The organism is Coriobacteriia bacterium (assembly GCA_041658765.1).
Taxonomy (GTDB): Bacteria; Actinomycetota; Coriobacteriia; order Anaerosomatales; family JBAZZO01; genus JBAZZO01.
In genome coordinates, this window is sequence record JBAZZO010000004.1 from 43,437 (window position 1) to 64,480 (window position 21,044).

The following is a 21,044-nucleotide window of genomic DNA, read 5'->3' on the forward strand; positions in this document are numbered from 1 at the left end:
GCCGCGGCGATGGTTACGAGGAGGGCGAGTCGTGGCGTCGAAAGACTTGAGTGAGGCATCCGGATCTTCCATGCGAGGCGTCCCCGCCCCGAGTGGGTGGGGTCGGCCGCACCGTGTACCATACGACCGTGTCGGGCAAGATTATCTCACGACCGCGAACGGAAGGACGGCGCGCATGTCCGTACGAGACGAGACCACGGCCATTCCCGAGGTGCTCCCCCTCATACCTTTGCGCGACCTGACACTCTTCCCGAACCTCGTCGTGCCGCTCTTCGTCGGACGCGAGCGCTCGATCGCCGCGCTCGAGGAGTCGATGCGCGCCGACCATCTCGTCGCGCTCGTGACCCAGCGCACCGCCGAGACGCAGGACCCGGGACACGAGGACCTGTACGACGTCGGCTGCGTCGCCTCGATCCTCCAGGAGCTGAAGCTCCCCGATGGGACGGCCAAGGCGCTCGTAGAGGGTGTCACGCGCGTCCGCGTCCTCGAGTACCTCGAGGACGAGTCGATCGTCCGCGTCCGCGTGGAGGTCATCGAGGAGCCCGTCGACGTGGACGTCGAGATCCAGGCGCTCATGCGCTCGCTCGTCAACGACTTCGAGAAGGCGGCCCACCTCGGCAAGCCCATACCGCACGAGGTGCTCATGGCTTCGACGTCGATCGAGGAGCCGGGCCGCCTCGCGGACTTCGTCGCGTTCCACCTGAGCCTGAAGGTCGAGGAGAAGCAGGCGATCCTCGAGGCCGACGGCGCGCGCGAGCGTCTCGAGAAGACGATCGCCTTCCTGCGCAAGGAACTCGAGATCCTCGAGATCGGCAGCAAGATACAGAACCGCGTCAAGGAGTCGATGACCAAGTCGCAGCGCGAGTACTTCCTGCGCGAGCAGCTCAAGGCGATCCAGCAGGAGCTCGGCCAGTTCGACGAGATGCAGGCGGAAGCGGAGGACTACCGCGAGAAGATCCGCGCCGCCGGTATGACCGAGGAGGTCGAGGAGAAGGCGCTCAAGGAGCTGTCGCGCCTCGAGAAGATGCCCCAGGCCGCCGCCGAGACCGCGGTCATCCGGACGTATCTCGACTGGCTCGTCGGTCTCCCGTGGAAGACGGAGGACGAGGAGAAGCTCGACCTGATCGAGGCCCAGACCGTCCTCGACGACGACCACTACGGGCTCGAGAAGGTGAAGGAGCGCATCCTCGAATACCTCGCGGTCCATAAGCTCACCGACCGCATGCGCGGACCGATACTGTGCTTCGTCGGTCCTCCCGGCACCGGCAAGACGTCGATCGGACGCTCCATCGCCAGGGCGCTCAACCGGAAGTTCATCCGGATGTCGCTGGGCGGCGTGCGCGACGAGGCCGAGATCCGTGGCCATCGGCGCACATACGTCGGAGCGCTGCCCGGCCGGATCATCCAGTCGATCAGCCAGGCCGGGACGAAGAACCCGGTCTTCATGATGGACGAGATCGACAAGGTGGGCATGGACTTCCGGGGCGATCCGACGAGCGCGCTGCTCGAGGTCCTCGACCCGGAGCAGAACAACACGTTCCAGGACCACTACCTCGAGGCTCCGTTCGACCTTTCCGACGTCATGTTCATCACCACCGCGAACCTGTTGGACCCCATACCGGCGGCGCTGGCCGACCGCATGGAGGTCATCCACTTCCCCGGATACACCGAGGACGAGAAGCTCAACATCGCGAAGCGCTACCTCGTCCCGAAACAGCTCTCTGAGCACGGCCTCCGCACGACTCGGCTCGAGATCGACGACCCGGCGCTGTTCGAGATCATCCGCCGCTACACGCGGGAGGCTGGGGTGCGCGGGCTCGAACGCCAGATCGCCACCATCTGCCGGCAGGTCGCCCGGAAGGTGGTCGAGGGTAAGAAGGGGAAGACGCGCGTCACCGCTCGCACGGCCCACAAGTACCTCGGTCCTCAGAAGTACAGCTTCGGCCTCGCCGAGGAGCGCGACGAGGTCGGTGTCGCGACGGGACTCGTCTGGACGGAGGCCGGCGGCGACATCATCTTCATCGAGGCCACGACGATGAAGGGCAAGGGGAACCTGATACTCACCGGCCAGCTCGGCGACGTGATGCGCGAATCGGCCCAGGCGGCCGTGAGCTACATCAGGACACACGCGGGCGACCTCGGTATCGACGAGGACTTCCAGGAGAAGCTCGACCTGCACATCCACGTGCCCGCCGCGGCGATCCCGAAGGACGGTCCGTCGGCCGGCATCACGATGGCCACAGCGCTCGCGTCCGTGCTCGGGGGATGCCCTGTGCGCCGGGATATCGCGATGACAGGCGAGATCACCCTTCGCGGGCACGTGCTGCCCATCGGGGGGTTGAAGGAGAAGCTGCTCGCCGCGCATCGCGCCGGCGTCAAGACGGTTCTGATCCCGAAGGAGAACGTCCGCGACCTCGAGCTCGTCCCGGAGCACGTCCGCACGGAGATGGAGATCGTCCCCGTCGCGACGATGGACGAAGTGCTCGCGGCCGCCCTGGTGGCCCCATGTGCGCCTGCCGGGGCGAAGCGGAAGACGCGCACGCGGAAGGCGTCTCGCTGATGCGCGTCCTCGTCACCGGCGGGGCGGGGTTCATCGGATCCAATCTCGTCCGCCTCCTCATAGGGGCGGGACACGAGACCGGCGTCATCGACGACCTGTCCACCGGCCGTGTCGACAACCTGCATCCCGCTTCGTGGTTCAGGCGGCTCGACATCCTCGATCCCACGCTCGCCACGGCCGTGGCCGAGTTCGCGCCGGAGGCGGTCGTCCACCTCGCCGCGCAGGTGAGCGTCGGCGAGTCACTGCTCGACCCCGTCCGCGACCGGCTCGTGAACGTCGAGGGTACGCGGGCCGTCGCGCGCGCCGCCGCCGACGCGGGCGTCCGGCGGGTCCTCAGCGCCTCGTCGGCCGCCGTCTACGGTGAACCGGCGACGGTGCCGCTGCCGGAGACGGCGCCGAAGCGCCCGGAGAACCCCTACGGCGAGTCGAAGCTCGCCGCCGAGGGCGTGCTCGCCGAGGAGCTGAGGCCGCGCGGCGTCGACTTCGCGAGTCTGCGTTTCGCCAACGTCTACGGCCCTCGCCAGGACTGGCGCGGAGAAGGCGGCGTGGTCGCGATCTTCGCGGGCAGGATGGCGCTGGGGGAGAACCCGGTCGTCTTCGGCTCGGGAGAGCAGACGCGCGACTTCGTCTACGTCGGCGACGTCGGCGCTGCGGTGTTCTCGGCTCTCGAGTGGGAGGGTCCGCTCGCGGCTCCGGGGGACGACGGTCCCGCGTACAACGTCTCGACCGGCGAGGAGATCTCGGTCGAGACCCTCACGGCGCATCTGCGCGCGGCCGCGCGCTTCGCTCGGCCGATCGAACACGCTCCGGCGCGAGCGGGAGACATCGAGCGCAGCGCCCTCGACCCGGGAAAGGCCCGGAAGACGTTCGGCTGGAGCGCCGCGGTGGGGCTGCCTGCCGGTCTGGAGCTGACCGTCCGGTGGTTCGCGGAGCACCGTTGACCGGCGAGACGGCCGATCCGCGCGCGATGTTCGCGGCGAAGGCGGTCGCGGAGCTCGCCGACGCGGACGCGTCGTGCCTGGGTTCGGACGCCGTGAGTTGGTGCGGCGAGGTCCTCGGGGACCTCGCGCTCGTCAAGGGCTCTCCGGGCGCGGCCGACATAGCCGCGGGGGTCGTCCTCGCCGGCGAGGACGGCGAAGCGGCGCGGCGGGCGCTCGAGGCGCTCGGCGTGGCGTGGGCCGAGGTCTTCGCGACGTGTTCCCGGCCCTCTAGCGAGGCTTCCGGCGAGCAGCGAGCGGTCCGGCTGCGCCTGCAGATCGAGGCGGTCGACCCGCTCGCGGTCGTCGCGCTCGACGCCGAGGCCGCCGCCGACCTGGTCGAGGCGACGGGAGCGGGCCCTCTCGTGGCCGGGGAACTCGTACGCTGGGCGGGGAGGACGCTGCTCGCGGTGGACGGTCTCGAGGCATCCCTGACCGATCCTCGACGCAAGGCGCGCGTGTGGTCGCAGCTGCGCCGCCTGCGTGACGGACTGCGCGTGCCCTGATCAGTCCTCTTCGATCTCCGTGATCGCGCCCATCGGACACTCCTCCATGCACGTCGCGCAAGCCGTGCAGTCGTCCTCGTTCACCGGGTCCGCCTTGTCGTCGATCAGCTCGAGCACGCCCTCCGGGCACGAGTCCACGCAGATGCCGCAACCGGAACACTCGTCCGCGATGATGATGGGACGGGGCATGCCGTTCCTCCGTTCGCCGGGTGGACCGGTCTCAGGCCGGGACACGTCGGCACGTACCATACCCGACGCCCGCGACACCCGCAAGGGCGCCTCCCGAGGTGTTTGGCGGCGATGCCGATGGGGTACAATGACATCTGCCAGTCATAAAACTTGACACGTACACACTCAAGTCCTAGCATCTTCCCCGGAACGACACCGGAAGGAGAGATCCGACATGGCTAAGACAATCGGCATCGACCTTGGGACCACCAACAGCGCCGTAGCGGTGCTGGAAGGCGGCGAGCCCACGGTCATCATCAACGCGGAGGGCGATCGCACGACGCCGTCCGTCGTCGGCTTCCGCAAGGAGGGCGACCGCGTCGTCGGCAAGACGGCGAAGAACCAGGCGATCACGAACCCCGAGAACACCATCAAGTCCATCAAGCGCTTCATCGGGCGCAAGTTCGAGGAGACCTCCTCCGAGCGCAAGACCGTCGCGTTCAAGGTCGGAAAGGGCTCCGACGGCCGCGCGGTCGTCGACATCGACGGGAAGAACTACACCCCCGAGGAGATCTCGGCGATGATCCTCCAGAAGCTGAAGGCGGACGCCGAGGCGTACCTGGGCGAGCCCGTCACCAAGGCGGTCATCACCGTCCCCGCGTACTTCAACGACATGCAGCGCCAGGCCACGAAGGACGCCGGCCGTATCGCCGGCCTCGAGGTGGAGCGCATCATCAACGAGCCGACCGCGGCCGCGCTCGCGTACGGCTTGGACAAGGGCGGCACCGAGCAGACGGTGCTCGTCTTCGACCTCGGCGGCGGGACGTTCGACGTCTCCGTCCTCGAGCTCGCCGACGGCGTCTTCGAGGTGAAGTCGACCAGCGGCGACAACCATCTGGGCGGCGACGATTGGGACCAGAAGGTCATCGACTGGCTCGCCGACAAGTTCAAGTCGGACAACGGCATCGACCTGCGCGCCGACAAGATGGCCCTGCAGCGCCTGAAGGAGAAGGCCGAGCAGGCCAAGATGGAGCTGTCGCAGGCGCAGACGGTCCAGATCAACCTCCCGTTCATCACGGCCGACGCGTCGGGCCCGAAGCATCTCGACTACACACTCACCCGCGCCGAGTTCCAGCGCGTGACGGCGGACCTGCTGGAGCGTTGCCGCAAGCCCGTCGAGGCCGCGATGAAGGACGCCGGGATGAAGATGGGCAAGCTCGACGAGGTCATCCTCGTCGGCGGCTCGACCCGCATGCCCGCCGTCCAGGAGCTAGTGAAGTCGCTCACCGGCAAGGACCCGCACATGGGCGTCAACCCCGACGAGGTCGTGGCGCTGGGCGCCGCGATCCAGGCGGGCGTGCTCGGCGGCGACGTGAAGGGCATCCTCCTCCTCGACGTGACGCCGCTGTCGCTGGGCGTCGAGACCCTCGGCGGCGTCATGACGCGCATGATCGAGCGCAACACGACCATCCCCACCCGCAAGATGGAGACCTACACGACGGCGGCCGACGGCCAGACCTCGGTCGAGATCCACGTGTTGCAGGGCGAGCGCGAGATGGCCGCCTACAACAAGACGCTGGGCAAGTTCACGCTCACCAACATCCCGGCCGCGCCGCGCGGCATGCCTCAGATCGAGGTCACCTTCGACATCGACGCGAACGGCATCGTGAACGTCTCCGCGAAGGACACGGGCACCGGCCAGGAGCAGAAGATCACCATCAGCGGCACGACCGCGCTCTCCGACGAGGAGATCGACCGCATGGTCAAGGACGCCGAGGCGCACGCGGCCGAGGATCAGTCGAAGAAGGAGGAGGCGGAGGTCCGCAACTCGGCGGACACCATCGTCTATTCGACGGAGAAGACGCTCAAGGACCTTGGGGATAAGGTCCCCGCCGAGATGCGCGAGACCGTCGAGGAAGCGATCTCCGAGACGAAGACGGCGCTCGAGGGCGACGACACCGACGCCATCAAGACCAGTGTCGAGAAGCTCGCGGAGGTCTCCCTCAAGCTCGGTGAGATCGTCTACCAGGACGCGCAGGCCACCTCGGACGGCGAGGGCTCTCCCTCCGCCGGCGCCGGCTCCGACGAGGAGGTCGTCGAGGCCGACTACGAGGTCGTCGACGAGAAGGAGTGACGATGGCCGGCAAGCGTGCGGAGCGGGAGACGCCGCCCGTCGACCCCGAGGTCGAGGACGACCTGGGTTCCGTGCTGGAGATGCGCGCGGACGGCATCGAGGCGCGGCTCGAAGCGGCGGAGGCCGAGGCGGCCGCGAACCTCGATCTCGCGCTGCGCTCGCAGGCCGAGTTCGACAACTACCGCAAGCGGGTCGCGCGCGACCAGGCCGACTCGGTCGCCCTGGCGTGCCGTCGCATCGTCGAGGAGCTCCTCCCGATGCTCGACGGTCTCGAGAAGGCGATCGACCACGCGATAGCGGGCGACGACTCCGAGCACCTGCTGACCGGCGTCGAGATGGTCCGCGCGCAGGTGCTCGACGTCTTCGCCAAGGAGGGCGTGGAGGTGATCGATCCGTTCGGTCAGCCGTTCGACCCCACGGCCCACCAGGCGATACAGCAGCGTGAGGACCTCGAGGTCCCCGACGCGACCGTGATCGAGGTGTTCCAGAAGGGCTACGTCATGGCGGGACGCGTCGTGCGGCCGGCGATGGTGGTCGTGAGTTTGGGCGGGAAGGCGCGCCACCTCTGACGGGAGTGGGCCGGCATGGCTCGCAAGGACTACTACGACATACTCGGCGTGAAGCGAACCGCGACCGCCGATGAGGTCAAGAAGGCGTTCCGCCGCGCCGCGAGGAAGCACCATCCGGACACCGGCGGCTCGGAGGAGGCCTTCAAGGAGGTCAACGCGGCGTACGAGGTACTCTCCGACCCCGAGAAGCGCGCCCAGTACGACCAGTTCGGCCAGTACTTCCCCGGCCCGGGCGGCCCGGGAGGCCCCGGACGAGCGCCTGGGGGTCCTCCTCCCGGCGGCTTCCAGAACGTGGACCTCGGCGACCTCTTCGGCGGTGTCTTCTCTGGCTTCGGGGGCTCCGCCGCCGGCTCCGCGCGTCGCGGAGGCGACCTGCAGTACGACGTCACGCTCACCTTCGACGAGGCCCTGCGCGGCGTCTCGCGTAAGGTCGAGGTGCGTCGCGCCGAGGAGTGCGGGACGTGCCACGGGACGGGAGCGAAGCCGGGCACCAGCCCGGTGAAGTGCCCGAACTGCGGCGGGGTCGGTCACGTCACGCAGGGCCAGGGGCTCTTCGGGTTCTCCAGGCCGTGTCCGCGCTGCGGCGGCAAAGGGAGCATCGTCGAGGAGCCGTGCGCCACATGCCGCGGTAAGGGCCAGGTCGTGCGGGTGAAGCCGGTGACGGTGAACATCCCCGCCGGAGTGGCCGGCGAGGGCAAGATCCGGTTCAAGGGCAAGGGCGAGCCCGGTTCGGCCGGCGGCCCGGCCGGGGACCTGTACGTCGTGACCCACGTCGCGCCCCATCCCTACTTCTCTCGCGACGGCGCCGACGTGCTCATGGACCTGCCGGTCACGGTGACCGAGGCCGCTCTCGGCGCAACCCTGACGATACCGACGCCGGACGGCGCCAAGGTCAAGCTCAAGATCACAGAGGGGACCCAGGACGGTTCGGTCCACCGCCTGGCGGGGAGGGGCGTCCCGCGGTTGAAGGGCAAGGGCAACGGCGACCTCAAGGTGCGCATCAAGGTCAGCGTCCCGACCAAGCTCAGCGGCGAGCAGAAGGAACTGCTCAAGCGGTTCGCGTCCTCTCGCGAGGACGAGGACGTGAGGGCGCACGTCCGGTAGCCGGGCGTGACACGTGTCGACGAAGGAGGAGCAGAGGATGAGCGACCGGCGCGGGAACGACCGCGAACGCCCGCTATACATGATCAGCGTGGCGGCGGAGCTGTCCGGGATGCATCCCCAGACCCTGCGCATCTACGAGCGCCGGCGCCTGGTCCAGCCGCAGCGCTCGGCGGGGAACACGCGGCTGTACTCCGACGCCGACGTCGAGAGGCTCCGTCTCATCCAACGGCTCACGCAGGACGAGGGCGTCAATCTGTCGGGCGTCCTGCGCATCATGGAGCTCCAGGCCGAGATGGACCGGCTCCGCGCCGAGCTGGAGGCGCTGCGGGCGCAGGCCGACGCGTTCGAGCGGCGCTTGGCGTCCGAGGTGCGGCTCGCGCACGCGGGCTACCGCGCCGACATAGTGCTCGCGCCGCGGGGCGGGATCGCGCGCCGGGGATAGGAGCGCGGGCGTGTCGAGGAGTGAGGCGAGATGAGGCTCGACAGACTGACGGTGAAGGCCCAGGAGGCGCTGCAGGCCGCGCAGGGGATCGCCGACGACGCCGACGGACCCGCGATCGAACCGGAGCACCTGCTCAAAGCGCTTCTCGACGACGCCGAGGGCGTCGTGAGGCCCGTCGTGCAGAAGGTCGGGGCGGACCCCGACCTCATCGAGGCCGAGATGACCACGGCGATCCAGGCGATCCCGCGTGTCACGGGCCCGGGAGCGACCGGGCCCGCCGGCATCGGCGCGCGTCTCCAGACCGTTCTCGCCGAGGCGTTCAAGCTCGCCGAGAAGCTCAAGGACGCGTACGTCTCGACCGAGCATCTGCTCGCGGGCATCGCGGCCGACCGCGGCGAGGCCGGTCGTGCCCTCGAGCGCGCGGGCGTTACGTCCGAGCGCATCGAGGCCGCGCTCGTGCAGCTTCGCGGCGGCGCTCGAGTCACGGATGCGAACCCCGAGGCGCAGTTCCAGGCGCTCGAGAGGTTCTCCCGCAACCTCACGCAGGCGGCGCGCGACGGGAAGCTCGATCCCGTCATCGGGCGCGACGCCGAGATCCGCCGTGTCATCCAGGTGCTCTCCCGCCGGACGAAGAACAACCCGGTGCTCATCGGCGAGCCCGGCACGGGCAAGACCGCGATCGTCGAGGGGCTCGCCCAGCGCATCGTCTCGGGCGACGTCCCGGCGACGCTCAAGGACAAGGACGTCGTCGCGCTCGACCTTGGGGCGATGGTCGCCGGCACCAAGTACCGCGGGGAGTTCGAGGACCGCCTCAAGGCCGTCCTGCGCGAGATCGAACGGGCCGAGGGCGGCATCGTGCTCTTCATCGACGAGATGCACACCATCGTCGGCGCGGGCGCCGCCCAGGGCGCGATAGACGCCTCGAACATGCTCAAGCCGGCGCTCGCCCGCGGCGAGCTGCACGCGATAGGCGCGACGACGCTAGACGAGTACCGCGAGCACGTCGAGAAGGACGCCGCTCTCGAGCGGCGCTTCCAGCCGGTCTTCGTCGGCGAGCCGGACATCGACGACACCATCGCGATCCTGCGCGGCCTCAAGGAGCGCTACGAGGTCCACCACGGCGTGCGCATCACCGACGGCGCCCTCGTGGCCGCGGCGACGCTCTCGCACCGCTACATCGCCGACCGCTTCCTCCCCGACAAGGCGATAGACCTCATCGACGAGGCGGCGAGCCGGCTGCGCATAGAGATCGACTCGATGCCGACCGAGATCGACGTCGTCGACCGGCAGGTCCGCCAGCTCAAGATCGAGGAGGCGGCGCTGGCGAAGGAGACCGACGAAGCGAGCGGCGAGCGGCTGGAGAAGCTCCGCGCGGAGATGGCCGGCATCGAGGAGCGGCTGTCGGGTCTGAAGGCTCGCTGGCTCTCGGAGAAGGACGTGATCTCCGGCGTGCGGCGTGTGAAGGCCGATCTCGATGCCGCACGCGGCGACGAGGAGCGCGCCGAGCGCGAAGGCGACCTGCAGCGGGTCGCGGAGATACGCTATGGCCGGGCGCCCGCCCTCGAGGCCGAGCTCGTCGAGGCCGACGCCCGCCTGAAGCAGCTCCAGGCCGGCGACGCGATGCTCAAGGAAGAGGTCGACGAGGAGGACGTCGCGCAGGTCGTGGCGGCCTGGACCGGCATCCCCGTCGCGCGCCTCATGCAAGGGGAGCTCGCCAAGCTCTCGCGACTCGAGGAGGAGCTGCACAGGCGCGTAGTCGGGCAGGACGAGGCGGTCGTCGCGGTGGCGAGCGCGATCCGTCGCTCGCGGGCGGGGTTGGCCGATCCCGACAGGCCGCTGGGATCGTTCATCTTCATGGGGCCGACGGGCGTGGGCAAGACCGAGCTGGCGAAAGCGCTCGCCGAGTACCTCTTCGACGACGAACGCAACCTCGTCCGCCTCGACATGAGCGAGTACATGGAGAAGTTCTCGGTGCAGCGCCTCATCGGCGCCCCGCCGGGGTACGTCGGCTACGAGGAGGGCGGCCAGCTCACGGAGGCCGTGCGCCGCCGCCCCTACGCGGTCGTGCTCCTCGACGAGATCGAGAAGGCGCACCCCGACGTCTTCGGCGCGCTGTTGCAGGTGCTCGACGACGGCAGGCTCACCGACGGCCAGGGCCGCACCGTGAGCTTCCGCAACGCGATCCTGATCATGACGAGCAACGTGGGCAGCCAGTTCATCGAGGAGCTCGCGAAGGAGGGCGACGATGCGAGGATCAAGACCCTCGTCGAGGAGGCGTTGCGCGCGACGTTCCGCCCGGAGTTCCTCAACCGGGTCGACGACATCGTCGTCTTCCACTCGCTGTCGATGGAGCAGATCGCGGACATCGTCGAGCTGCAGCTCGCGAAGGTGCGCGAGCGGCTCGCGCAGCGGAAGGTGACGCTCGAGATCACGCCCGCGGCCCTTGAGAGGATCGCCCTCGACGGCTTCGATCCCGTGTACGGCGCGCGGCCGCTGAAGCGCGTCATCGCGCGCGAGGTCGTCGACCGGGTGGCGAAGGGACTCGTCGACGGGACCGTGCGCGAAGGCGGCGCCGTCACGGTCGACGTGGTGGGAGACGAGTTGGTGGTTGCGTAGGGGGCGAGCATGGATCGGTTCGACCGAGCGCATGACGATTTGGTGCGGTGGCGCAGGAGCCGCGACGAACTCGCGACGTCTCGTTCCGGCGATAGCGCGTTCGAGTCCGCCGCCAGGGCTGTGGATTCCGCGTTCAAGGCTGAGGTGCTCGAGTTCAGGATCCGACGCGTGCTGAATGCGCACGTTCTGAACGAGGTCGAGCTCGAACACGTTGACCCGCAGAAGACACCGACGGGCCAGCATATGTGGGACTTCGACTGGTGGCTGACCGAGTCGACGATGCGTAAACTCCACGGCGGGGTGGATGCGCTCGCACAGCTGTTGAACGTGGTTCTTGGATGCGGAGTAGGCGTCGATGATCCAAAGCATGCCAAGGAGGTTGCGGACGCAGTCTGCAGCAGCATCGGCGCAGACAGCGATCTTTGCGTGGCCATCAGGAATCTTCTTGGTGCGTCAGAATTTCGGGACCTTGCGGCCTTTGTGAACCACGTGAAGCACCAGGGGTTCCCCGAGCGGCGTGCAGCAGGCTTCCCGAGTGCGGATGATCGGGCGACGACCATCGGGAGATTTTGCCAGGCGAAGGCGGTGTTCGGGGAATGGAGCCCCCGAGATATTGCCGTGATCATCGATGGAACGAGGTGTCACCTGCTCCATATGGTCGAGGCCGCAGTCGCAGTTGCGCCGGTGCCGCCTCAAACTGCCTGAGGCATCTCGCTCCACTCGCGACCTTGGAGCAACTCCAGTATTGCGCGCGTGTTGTCAGAGACCGGGGTATACTGATAACGCAGGCATGCGCGAGAACAAACTCAGGTCGTCTTCGGATGGCAGCCCCCCAGGGGTGGGATCCTGAGTCTCGGGGCCTGCATTCCTATTGTCCGGGGTTCACAGGTTCGAGAGGAAGGCGCTGGCGCCCAGAATCTCCGGCCTGGGGGGCGGCCATATTTTCACACCGTAGCCCAAGATCGCCTGGTCGCGCCGGTACAACACGGGGCGCAGGGTGTCCGCATAGGATGTCTCGATGTTCCCGAAAGCGTCCGGCTCGACAGCGACGAAGTGCGAGTAGGCAACGGCGTCGGCGATCTGTAGTCCCATCAGCTTGCCGGCGGTGAGCGACTCGATCTTCTCCGGGCGTATGACAGTCCAGTCGATCGCCACGTCGAACGTGTCGGGATCGGATTCGAGGCGGCTAAGATACGCGCGCATGTCGTCGTACGACATCGTTGCTCGGTTCGAGAAGACCACTCGCGCTGTCCCATTTCCGGGATCCTGTGATCCGAGATGGTCCCTGCACAGCCAGGAAACGCGCTCGAGCAGGAACTTGACCGCGTAGAAGTAGAGCCGACTCCCATCCTGGAACTTCTCCGGCTCGGCAATACTTGGTTTGTGGACCATCACAGACACGGTACGGAGTCGTGCTGCGGCGATCGCCTGCGCGAACGGTCTGCGGTGATGATGTTTGAGGTCACGGAAGTGGAGAGGCTTCTTCGGTTCCTTGCCCAAGATGGCCCGAACGTCGTCAACGAGCTTTACCGTCTCGAGGTCCAAGTGAGTTCTGGTTACCACGGCGGAAAGCACGAACCATGACGACGAGCCATCCCCGAAGCGGAATCCCTCGCAGCCGGACTCGTCGATGTAGACAACGTAGCTGGTTGCCACTTGCTCCCCACTTTCTACTGCGAAGCAGAATAGCAGGGAGCACGATGTCAAGTGCGGGATTTGTGTCGGTGCGGGCAAGATCGAGCGGGTTAAAGTGTTCGCAGAGTACCGCGTCGACGACGACGTCGTCTTCCACTCGCTGTCGATGGAGCAGATCGCGGACATCGTCGAGCTGCAGCTCGCGAAGGTGCGCGAGCGGCTCGCGCAGCGGAAGGTGACGCTCGAGATCACGCCCGCGGCCCTTGAGAGGATCGCCCTCGACGGCTTCGATCCCGTGTACGGCGCGCGGCCGCTGAAGCGCGTCATCGCGCGCGAGGTCGTCGACCGCGTGGCGAAGGGACTCGTCGACGGGACCGTGCGCGAAGGCGGCGCCGTCACGGTCGACGTGGTGGGAGACGAGTTGGCCCTGCGGTAGGGGCGCTCAGCCGCCGATCGCGCGCACGAGCGGTGCGCCCTGCGGCGTGCACAGTGCGAGGACGACGGCGAGGCTCAACGCGGCTCCGAAGCGGCTGCCCGTGGCGACCGTCCGCCACCACGGCAGGATCGCGACGAGGCTGAGCGCGGCGCCGGCGAGAGCGGCTTCGCGCCACCAGGTCAGCTCGCCGAGGAGCGCTCCGACGCTTGCGACGATCGCCGCGCACGAGGCGAGGAAGATCAATCCCCACGCCTTGCCGACGGGTCCGTTGAAGCCGACGTCACCCGGAAGGATCCACGGCTCCGGAACGAAGCCGAGGGGCATCTCGACGAACCACGCCGAGAAGAAGCCGGCCGCCATACCGACGCCGTGCAGTCCCCATAGCACCGCGAACGCGATCCTCGCGGCCATGGGGTCCGTCACTCTCCGAGCGGCAACTCGACGACGTCGCTGGCGATCGACGCGCCGATCGCCATCAGGATCGGTGCGAGAAGCCAGCCGGTCTCGAGAGGGTGACCGGGCCGGTAGAGGTCGGCCGACGAGAGCACCGAGTGGGCGGTGTCGCTCACGCCGAGGGCGAGGACGCCGAGCGCGAAGGCGATCCACGGCCACGACAGGCGCCCTCCGTAGAGGCGCGAGACGACGATCGTCAGGAAGAGCGCGGGCGCCAGCGCGCCGAGCACGTCGGCGAGGGGGTAGAAGACGGCGAGCGCCCTCGCCGTCCCGGTGAGGCCGCCTCCGGCGATCACGTAGGGCTCGAGCAGCGAGAAGTACACCACGATGCCGATGCCGTACGACACCACGGCCGATACGGCGAGCGGCACGCGGGCGTCGATGAGGTCGCGGTACGAGAACGCCGCGAGGAGCAGTCCGGTGCAGAGCAGGACGTAGCCGGTCACGCGCAGCGCGTCCGGCAGGCCCGGCGCGGCACTCGCGCCCAGCGCCGCGCCGGCGAAGAACGACGCGAGCTCGCCGCCGACGAGCGCGAGCAGTCCGAGGCCGATCAGAGACCACTGGCGCCGCAGGGACTCGCCGCGTTCGAACCCGAGCGCGGTCCGAAGCGTCACCGCCGCGGCGACGACCAGCACGGCCAGAGGACCCGCCTCCGCCAGCAGCCGTGAGGTGGGCTCGCCGCCGACCTGGAGCCCCATGAGCGCACGGACGACGAGAACACCGACGAGCCCGCCTACCGCGAGGGCCATGGTGCGGCGGGAGACGAGCGGCTCCGAGAGGAGCTGGACCCCGTTCACGCCGAGATTCGCGCGACTATGGTCTCGATGGTGGGGCGGGACGCGATGGGCGACAGCAGCCGCCGGATGTTCGCGCTCAACACGGGTATGTCGCCGGGGTCGAGCTGCTCGCAGGTCTTCCCCACGGAGAGCGCGGTCGCCCTCACGCACGTGTCCGCGATGATCGGTCCGACATACGGATGGAGAACGTCGCGGACCTCTTGCGCCAGCATCCCGGTCCCCCCTAGGTCCCGCAACGGGTTTCAGCCTTCGAGCAACTCTCCGTCGGGCCCGACGTAGCCATCATCAGCATAACACCACATCCAGTCCTGGCCCGGCATCGCCGACTGCATGATCGCGTGACCCGTCGCCTCCCAGTGCGCGCGGGCGTGATGGTTCGGCGAGGAGTCGCAGCACCCCACGTGGCCGCAGACCCTGCATCGGCGCAGGGCGACCCACGTCCCGCCGGTCTTCGCGCAGTCCTCGCAGGCGTCGGCCGCGCCGCCGATCTCCGGGTCCGCCTGGCCGTAATGCGAGCACTTCATGCCCCACCTCCCGTCTCGGAGTCTGTACCCGTTCGTCGCCCCGATGCCGCTGTGGCGAGTGTACCGCCGGCGTCGGGGGAATAACTGGAAGCATCGACCACGAAAGGCCGACCCTCGTGACCCGCTTCCTCGCCGCGCAACTCGACTACATCCTCTTCGTCGGCGGACTGAACTTCGCCGTTCTGGCGACGCACAGCTTCCTGCTGGCCAGGGCGGGGAACAAGCGGCTGCCGTGGCTCTGGCTCGGCGCGTTCGGCGCCGTGCAAGCGGTTGCGGAGTGGTTGACGCTCGCCTCCATCGAGTACGCGCCTCACGCGGCCCTCATGATGGCGGGCGACGTGCTCAAGCTCGTGGCCTATCTCGCGCTCTTCGAGTTCGGTCGCCGTGGACGTTTGGCCGACAGTCGGAGGCGCGTCCCGATCTGGTCGTATGCGGTGCTCCTCGGGCTCTTTGGTGCGGTTCAGGTCACCGAGGGTTGGAGCGATCTCGGCGCCGTGCATCGGGTGGTAGGGGTCCTCGCGAGCATGGTCGTCGCGGGCACCCTGTACGAGACGGGGGGCCACCTCGAGCGCTCCGACAGGCGGTCGCTGAGACTCGCAGCATGGGCGTTCGCCGCCTATGGGCTGGTATGTCTGTTCATCCCGGAGGCTGGTGCCCGGTTCCCCGCCTCCGTCATGAACGCGGACACGTTCCTCCAGTTCACAGGACTGCCGATCCAGCTCATCCATGACTTCGTCGCGTTCGGCTTCGTCTTCCACCTCGGCGGTTACGCCGTCGCGAGAGCCCGTTTCTCCGAAAACGGAGAGGAGATGCCTGTCGTTGGGCCACGGTTGGGTGTGGTGCCGTTCCTGGTCGTCGTGCTGGCGCTCGGGTGGGCGGCGACCTACGAGCTGGGACACCGTGCCGAAGGGCGGATGCGAGCGAATCTGAAGCGGACTGCAGAGACCGCCGCCGCCGCTCTCGACGCGCACCACATCATCCATCTCAGTGGCGGTTATGCGGACTACGGCCTGCAGGAATACCGACATCTCCAACTCCAGCTCCAAGCCATGCTGTCGGCGAACCCGGACTTCACAGACCTCTACCTGATGGGTACCCGGGAGGGTCGCGCCGTCTTCCTCGCCGACGGGACCGAGCCGGGTGGACGCGGGTACTCGCCCCCGGGGCAGCCCTATCCCGAGGCGCCGCCGCGCCTCGTTCGGCTCCTTGAGGGCAGGGGAGGCGCCTTCGTCGAGGGACCGCTCGAGGACCGCTGGGGGGTGTGGGTCTCGGCGTTGGCGCCCGTGAGGGACCCGGAGACCGGCCGTGTCGTAGCCGTCATCGGCGCGGACCGGTCCGCGCACTCCCTGCAGGCCGAAGTGGCCAGCAATCGCGCGAGCGGGATCGCGTACGAGATCCTCGCGATCACGATCCTCCTCATGCTCTACATCTCCCTCGCGCTCACTCGCTCCGCCGCGAGCGCGATCGCATCGTCGGAGTCACGGTTCCGCGCCACCTTCGAGAACGCGCCGGAGGTCATCTTCATCGTCGACGCCGAGACGTACGCGATCCTCGACGCGAATCCGTTCATGGAACACATCCTCGGCTACACGGGTGTGGAGTTGCGCGCGATGACACTCGAGTCGCTGAAGGATCGTCCCGACACGGTCCACCCCGACGAGGTGCTCTCGTCGGGGGCGGCATGCGTGATCGAGGATCTCCGGTACCGCAAGAGTGACGGGATGTTCCTGGACGTGGAGGCGACATGCGTCGGCCTGAGATATCGCGGCCGCGACGCGGTGCTCATCTTCGCCCGCGACATCTCCGATCGGAAGAGGGCCGCTGAGATCGTCGCTCGGCGCAACGACTTCAACAACCTGGTCACGATCATCTCGACCGAGTTCATCGCCATCGAGCCGGACGACATACCGAAGGAGATCGAGCGCACGATCGAGGCCTTCGGGCGGTTCGCACTAGCCGACCGCGCCTACGTCATGGAACTCGACGGAGACCTGAAGACGATGACGAACACCTTCGAATGGTGCGCGCCCGGGATCGCGTCGCGCCGGACCGCGTTCCAGGGCGCGAGCGTCGAGGGCTATCCGTGGCTGCTCGAGCGGATCGGCGCCTTCGAGATGGTCCGAGTCCCCGACGTCGAGAAGCTGCCCCCCGAGGCGGGCAGGGACCGCGAGAGCCTGACCAAGGCGGGCATCAAGTCGATCGTCATCGTCCCGCTCGTCAACGAGCGCAGGGGGATAGGGTTCCTCGGCCTCGACTCGGAGCGGGTCGCCCGGACTTGGGACGAGGAGGAGGTCGTGCCCCTGCGCGTGGTCGGCGCCATCATCACGAACGCGATCCAGCGCAAGCGCGCGGCCGACGATCTCGCGCAGGCGATGCGCGCCGCCGACGCGGCGAACCAGGCGAAGAGCGAGTTCCTCGCGACGATGAGTCACGAGATCCGCACGCCGATGAACGCGATCATCGGCATGGCCGAGCTTCTCGACGAGACCGCGCTCGACGAGACGCAACAGCGCTACGTCCGCATCTTCCGGACGGCGGGAGAGGCCCTGCTCACGCTCATCAACGACGTGCTCGACCTCTCGAAGATCGAGGCGGGCAGGCTCGACCTCGAGAGCATCCCGCTCGATCCGTGTGAGGTCGTGCAGAACGTCGTCGACCTCATGGAGGGCCGCGCGCGGGAGAGAGGCGTCTCCATCTCGATGAGGTGTGGGATGGTCCCGCACCGGCTGCTCGGCGACCCGGCGCGGTTGCATCAGGTGGTCGCGAACCTCGTGGGCAACGCGCTGAAGTTCACCGAGCACGGCAGCGTCGGTGTCCTCGTCGAGCCGGACCCTGACGGGCGAGAGCCGGGAGACCTGCGCATCAGCGTCGAGGACACGGGCATCGGTATCTCCCCCGACCAGCTCCAGCGCATATTCGAACGCTTCGCTCAGGCGGACACGTCCACGACGCGGCAGTACGGCGGCACCGGCCTCGGGCTCGCGATATCGCAGCGCCTCGTGGAGCACATGGGCGGCCGGATCTGGGTCGAGAGCGAGGTCGGGACCGGGAGCACCTTCAGATTCACCGTCTCACTCGAGGTCCCCGGCGAGGACGCGGGCGGGGCCGCCCCGGCCGCGGTGTTCTCGGTGCCCGCCGTCGCGCCCGCAGACGCCGTGCCGACGACGGGACGGGTCCTCCTCGCCGACGACTCCGAAGACAACCGCTTCCTCATAGAGGCGTTCCTGACGGGCTCGGGGTATGAACTCGAAGAGGCACAGGACGGTGTCGAGGCCGTCGAACGCTTCAAGAGCGCTGGCCCGGCCGCCTACGACCTCGTCCTGATGGACGTCCAGATGCCGGGGATGGACGGTCACGACGCGACGCGCGCGATCCGAGCGTGGGAGGCCGAGTCCGGCGCCCCGCGCACCCCCGTCGTCGCTCTCACCGCGTACGCGATGCGCGAGGAGGTCGAGCGCGCGCTCGAGGCGGGTTGCGACGGACATCTCGCCAAGCCCATCAAGAAGGCCGCGCTTCTCGAAGGCGTCGCCCGGTACGCGAGAGGCGGTGCGGGCGCATGACGGACCGGCGGCCGGTCGTGCTCACGGTCGATGACGACCCCGACCTTCTCGACCTCCACGAGCGGGTCCTCGAGGCGGCCGGATACGAGGTCGCGACGGCTCGCGACGGCGAGGAGGGCCTTCGTGTCGCCGAGGAACGCGACCCGGATGTCGTCCTACTCGACCTCATGATGCCGCGCATGGACGGGTTCGCGTTCTGCGAGAGGCTGCTCACGCGCCCCGGCGCCAGGCAGGTCCCGGTCGTCTTCGTGACGGCGGTGGGCGGCGAGCAGGACCGGGCCCGCGCGTTCGCGGTCGGCGCCGCGGACTATCTCGTCAAGCCCGTGATGCCGGCCGATCTGGTCTCCGCGGTCGAGCGTCACCTGGAGGGCGTGGCCCGCTGGGACCGCATCGAGAAGGAGACGAGGTCCTGGTCGGAGCGGATCGTGCCCGCGAGGTTCCTCGAGTTCAAGGAGAAGCTCCTGTCGACGCCGGACCTGTCGCCCCAGGCTCGAGCCGCCCTGGTCTCGATGACTCCCGATCGCGTCTACGAGTCAGCCTCGGGCGCCGGCATGAGTCCCCGCGAGATGGCGAGGGCGATCGCCGAGTTCCTCGGCATGTGCCACGCGGAGCGCATCGAGCCCGAACAGCTTCGTCTGGGGGTCCTGCCGACGCCGTTCTGCCGCCGGAAGCTCGTCGTCCCGGTCTGGGACGACGATGGCGAGGCCTCTTTCGTCGTCTGCGACCCGTTCGACTGGGAACTCGTCGAGACGCTCGAGCGGCAGGCCGACCTGAGTTCCGAGAGCGGTCTATGCGTCGCGGCGCCGGATGTCGTGCGCGCGGCGTTCGGTGGCGGGCTGACCGTGAACGCGCAGGGCGTGGAAGAGGTCGCGACCGGCGAGGACCACGACATGCTCAGCATCGGCTCCGAGTGGCGCGTCGCGCTCGAGGAGAGCGCCATCTCCTCGCAACCCGTCGCATACGTCGCGAACAGCCTGCTTCTCTCGGCGGTCGAGGCGCGAGCGAGTGATATCCACATCGAGCCGAAGCCGGACGAGTCGACGATCAGGTTCCGGGTCGACGGCGACCTTCGCGACATCGTCTCCATCGGCTCGGCGACGGCGGCGAGGCTGATCTCGAGGTTCAAGGCGATCGCCGGGCTCGACATCGCCGAGCGGCGCAAGCCGCAGGACGGCATGCTCGAGGCGTCGATCCGCGGCGCCATCTACAAGTTGCGCCTCGCGACGACGTCGACGCCAAGCGGCGAGAGCCTCGTGATCCGCCTGCTCGACGTGACGAGCGGACCGGGCGACCTCGAGGGCCTCGGGATGAGCGTCGAACAAGCGAAGGAGCTGCGGGACCTAGCGAAGCGGACGATGGGCCTCGTCCTCGTCGTCGGTCCGACCGGCTCCGGCAAGTCGACGACCGCGTACAGCATGCTCTCCTCACTCGATCTCTCGGGCCGCAGTCTCGTGACCGTCGAGGACCCGGTCGAGTACCGCATCCCGCTCGCCAACCAGCAGCAGGTGAACGAGAAGGCGGGACTGACGTTCGAGTCGCTTCTCCGCTCGGTCGTGCGGCAGGACCCCGACGTGCTCTTCCTCGGAGAGATCCGCGACTCGTTCTCGGCGAAGGCGGCGGTGGACTTCTCGAGCACCGGGCACCTCACCCTGTCGACGGTCCACGCCTCGAACGCGATGGCGGCGGTCTTCCGGCTCGAGCGCCTTGGGGTGAACCGCCCGACGATGGCCGACGCGCTGCTCGCCATCGTCGCCCAGCGGCTCGTGAAGCGCCTGTGTCCCGATTGCCGGCGCATCGAGAAGCCCACTCCTGACGAGATCAAGATGCTCGAGCCGTTCCTGTCCGCCCCGCTCGAGCGGGTCGCCCGCCCGATCGGCTGCCCGGCCTGCGGCGGCACAGGGTTCCGCGGGCGCCGGGTCGTGGCCGAGGTCATCGAGTTCGACGACGATGTCGCGGAGATGGTCCGCCGCGGCGATCCGGTCACGAAGATCCGGCTCTTCGTGCGCGGGCAGGGAGTGCAGCTCATGGCGGACGCCGCCGTCCAGGCCGTGCTCGCCGGCGACATCTCGGTCGCGGACGCGTACAGGGTCGCGATCGCCGACGACCCCCGGCTCGAGGAGGAAGGGGCAGCGGTGGTCGCCGTCGCGGAGCCCGCCGCAACGGCGACGCCGGCGCCGGTCGGGCCGGAAGCCCTCTCCGTCGCTCCCTCGATCCTCGTGGTGGAAGACGACGAAGACTCCGCCGCGGCCATCGAGCGGATGCTCCTCGACTCGGGTCACTTGGTCACAGTCGCCACCGACGGGGTCGACGCGCTCTTGCAGCTCGGACGGGAACGGTTCGACCTGGTGCTCTCGGATGTCGACATGCCGCTGCTCGACGGATTCCAGCTCCTCGAGATGACGAAGGGGAAGGGGATCGGCGTCCCCGTGGTATTGCTCACAGCCTCCGGAGACGAGAGTTACGAGGCGCGCGCCCTGCAGCTCGGGGCCGCGGACTACATCCGCAAGCCCGTGCGAAAGGACGTGCTCCTCGCGCGACTCGGTAGGATACTGGGAAGGTGACT

18 protein-coding genes are annotated in these 21,044 nt (G+C 68.4%); 12 read left to right on the forward strand and 6 right to left on the reverse strand.

Features of this window, described 5'->3' with window-relative positions:
* Window positions 1-175: 175 nt before the first annotated feature.
* From lon to WC971_03705, 3 genes are read left to right on the forward strand one after another with little or no spacing between them, the layout of a single operon-like run.
* Complete coding sequence (gene lon, locus WC971_03695) at window positions 176-2,560, forward strand: endopeptidase La (GenBank protein MFA5843915.1); 2,385 nt, start codon at window positions 176-178, stop codon at window positions 2,558-2,560.
* Window positions 2,560-3,501 carry an NAD-dependent epimerase/dehydratase family protein gene (locus tag WC971_03700; protein MFA5843916.1) on the forward strand — a complete coding sequence of 314 codons (942 nt, stop codon included), beginning with the start codon at window positions 2,560-2,562 and terminating at the stop codon, window positions 3,499-3,501. The genes lon and WC971_03700 overlap by 1 nt, the downstream gene beginning before the upstream one ends.
* On the forward strand, window positions 3,498-4,043 hold the full coding sequence (locus WC971_03705; GenBank protein ID MFA5843917.1) for a hypothetical protein: 546 nt from the start codon (window positions 3,498-3,500) through the stop codon (window positions 4,041-4,043). The genes WC971_03700 and WC971_03705 overlap by 4 nt, the downstream gene beginning before the upstream one ends.
* On the opposite strand, the gene WC971_03710 is transcribed toward WC971_03705, so the two are convergent.
* Window positions 4,044-4,232: a 4Fe-4S binding protein gene (locus WC971_03710; protein ID MFA5843918.1), complete on the reverse strand. Its 189-nt coding sequence runs from the start codon at window positions 4,230-4,232 to the stop codon at window positions 4,044-4,046. It abuts the gene before it with no gap.
* Between the two features lie 214 nt (window positions 4,233-4,446).
* Here WC971_03710 and dnaK point away from each other — a divergent pair, with 214 nt between their 5' ends.
* From dnaK to WC971_03740, 6 genes are read left to right on the forward strand one after another with little or no spacing between them, the layout of a single operon-like run.
* On the forward strand, window positions 4,447-6,345 hold the full coding sequence (dnaK, locus tag WC971_03715) for a molecular chaperone DnaK (protein MFA5843919.1): 1,899 nt from the start codon (window positions 4,447-4,449) through the stop codon (window positions 6,343-6,345).
* A gap of 2 nt (window positions 6,346-6,347) precedes the next feature.
* Window positions 6,348-6,914 carry a nucleotide exchange factor GrpE gene (grpE, locus tag WC971_03720; GenBank protein MFA5843920.1) on the forward strand — a complete coding sequence of 189 codons (567 nt, stop codon included), beginning with the start codon at window positions 6,348-6,350 and terminating at the stop codon, window positions 6,912-6,914.
* Window positions 6,915-6,929: 15 nt separating this feature from the next.
* Window positions 6,930-8,018, forward strand: coding sequence for a molecular chaperone DnaJ (dnaJ, locus tag WC971_03725; GenBank protein ID MFA5843921.1), 1,089 nt, complete (start codon window positions 6,930-6,932; stop codon window positions 8,016-8,018).
* 37 nt (window positions 8,019-8,055) lie between these two features.
* Window positions 8,056-8,460, forward strand: a complete 405-nt coding sequence (locus WC971_03730) for a helix-turn-helix transcriptional regulator (GenBank protein MFA5843922.1) — start codon at window positions 8,056-8,058, stop codon at window positions 8,458-8,460.
* 30 nt (window positions 8,461-8,490) lie between these two features.
* Window positions 8,491-11,076: an ATP-dependent chaperone ClpB gene (clpB, locus tag WC971_03735; protein MFA5843923.1), complete on the forward strand. Its 2,586-nt coding sequence runs from the start codon at window positions 8,491-8,493 to the stop codon at window positions 11,074-11,076.
* 9 nt (window positions 11,077-11,085) lie between these two features.
* Window positions 11,086-11,781, forward strand: a complete 696-nt coding sequence (locus WC971_03740) for a hypothetical protein (protein MFA5843924.1) — start codon at window positions 11,086-11,088, stop codon at window positions 11,779-11,781.
* Between the two features lie 177 nt (window positions 11,782-11,958).
* On the opposite strand, the gene WC971_03745 is transcribed toward WC971_03740, so the two are convergent.
* Window positions 11,959-12,732 (reverse strand): DUF3800 domain-containing protein, encoded by a 774-nt coding sequence (locus WC971_03745; protein MFA5843925.1) that lies wholly within the window; start codon window positions 12,730-12,732, stop codon window positions 11,959-11,961.
* 94 nt (window positions 12,733-12,826) lie between these two features.
* On the opposite strand from WC971_03745, the gene WC971_03750 reads away from it, so the two are divergent.
* Window positions 12,827-13,147, forward strand: coding sequence for a hypothetical protein (locus WC971_03750; protein ID MFA5843926.1), 321 nt, complete (start codon window positions 12,827-12,829; stop codon window positions 13,145-13,147).
* Between the two features lie 6 nt (window positions 13,148-13,153).
* Here the strand turns inward: WC971_03750 and WC971_03755 are convergent, their stop codons facing one another.
* The 4 genes from WC971_03755 to WC971_03770 are packed head-to-tail and all read right to left on the reverse strand — an operon-like array spanning window position 13,154 to window position 14,921.
* The gene (locus tag WC971_03755; protein MFA5843927.1) at window positions 13,154-13,558 is read right to left on the reverse strand and encodes a hypothetical protein; all 405 of its coding nucleotides are present in this window, start codon (window positions 13,556-13,558) and stop codon (window positions 13,154-13,156) included.
* A gap of 8 nt (window positions 13,559-13,566) precedes the next feature.
* Window positions 13,567-14,397 carry a hypothetical protein gene (locus WC971_03760; protein MFA5843928.1) on the reverse strand — a complete coding sequence of 277 codons (831 nt, stop codon included), beginning with the start codon at window positions 14,395-14,397 and terminating at the stop codon, window positions 13,567-13,569.
* Complete coding sequence (locus tag WC971_03765; GenBank protein ID MFA5843929.1) at window positions 14,394-14,609, reverse strand: hypothetical protein; 216 nt, start codon at window positions 14,607-14,609, stop codon at window positions 14,394-14,396. The genes WC971_03760 and WC971_03765 overlap by 4 nt, the downstream gene beginning before the upstream one ends.
* A gap of 30 nt (window positions 14,610-14,639) precedes the next feature.
* Window positions 14,640-14,921, reverse strand: a complete 282-nt coding sequence (locus tag WC971_03770) for a UBP-type zinc finger domain-containing protein (GenBank protein ID MFA5843930.1) — start codon at window positions 14,919-14,921, stop codon at window positions 14,640-14,642.
* 116 nt (window positions 14,922-15,037) lie between these two features.
* Between WC971_03770 and WC971_03775 the strand changes: the two genes are divergently transcribed.
* Together WC971_03775 and WC971_03780 are read left to right on the forward strand one after the other, a co-directional pair.
* Window positions 15,038-18,481 carry an ATP-binding protein gene (locus WC971_03775; protein MFA5843931.1) on the forward strand — a complete coding sequence of 1,148 codons (3,444 nt, stop codon included), beginning with the start codon at window positions 15,038-15,040 and terminating at the stop codon, window positions 18,479-18,481.
* Window positions 18,478-21,042: an ATPase, T2SS/T4P/T4SS family gene (locus tag WC971_03780; protein ID MFA5843932.1), complete on the forward strand. Its 2,565-nt coding sequence runs from the start codon at window positions 18,478-18,480 to the stop codon at window positions 21,040-21,042. Before WC971_03775 ends, WC971_03780 begins: the two co-directional genes overlap by 4 nt.
* Window positions 21,043-21,044: the final 2 nt, after the last annotated feature.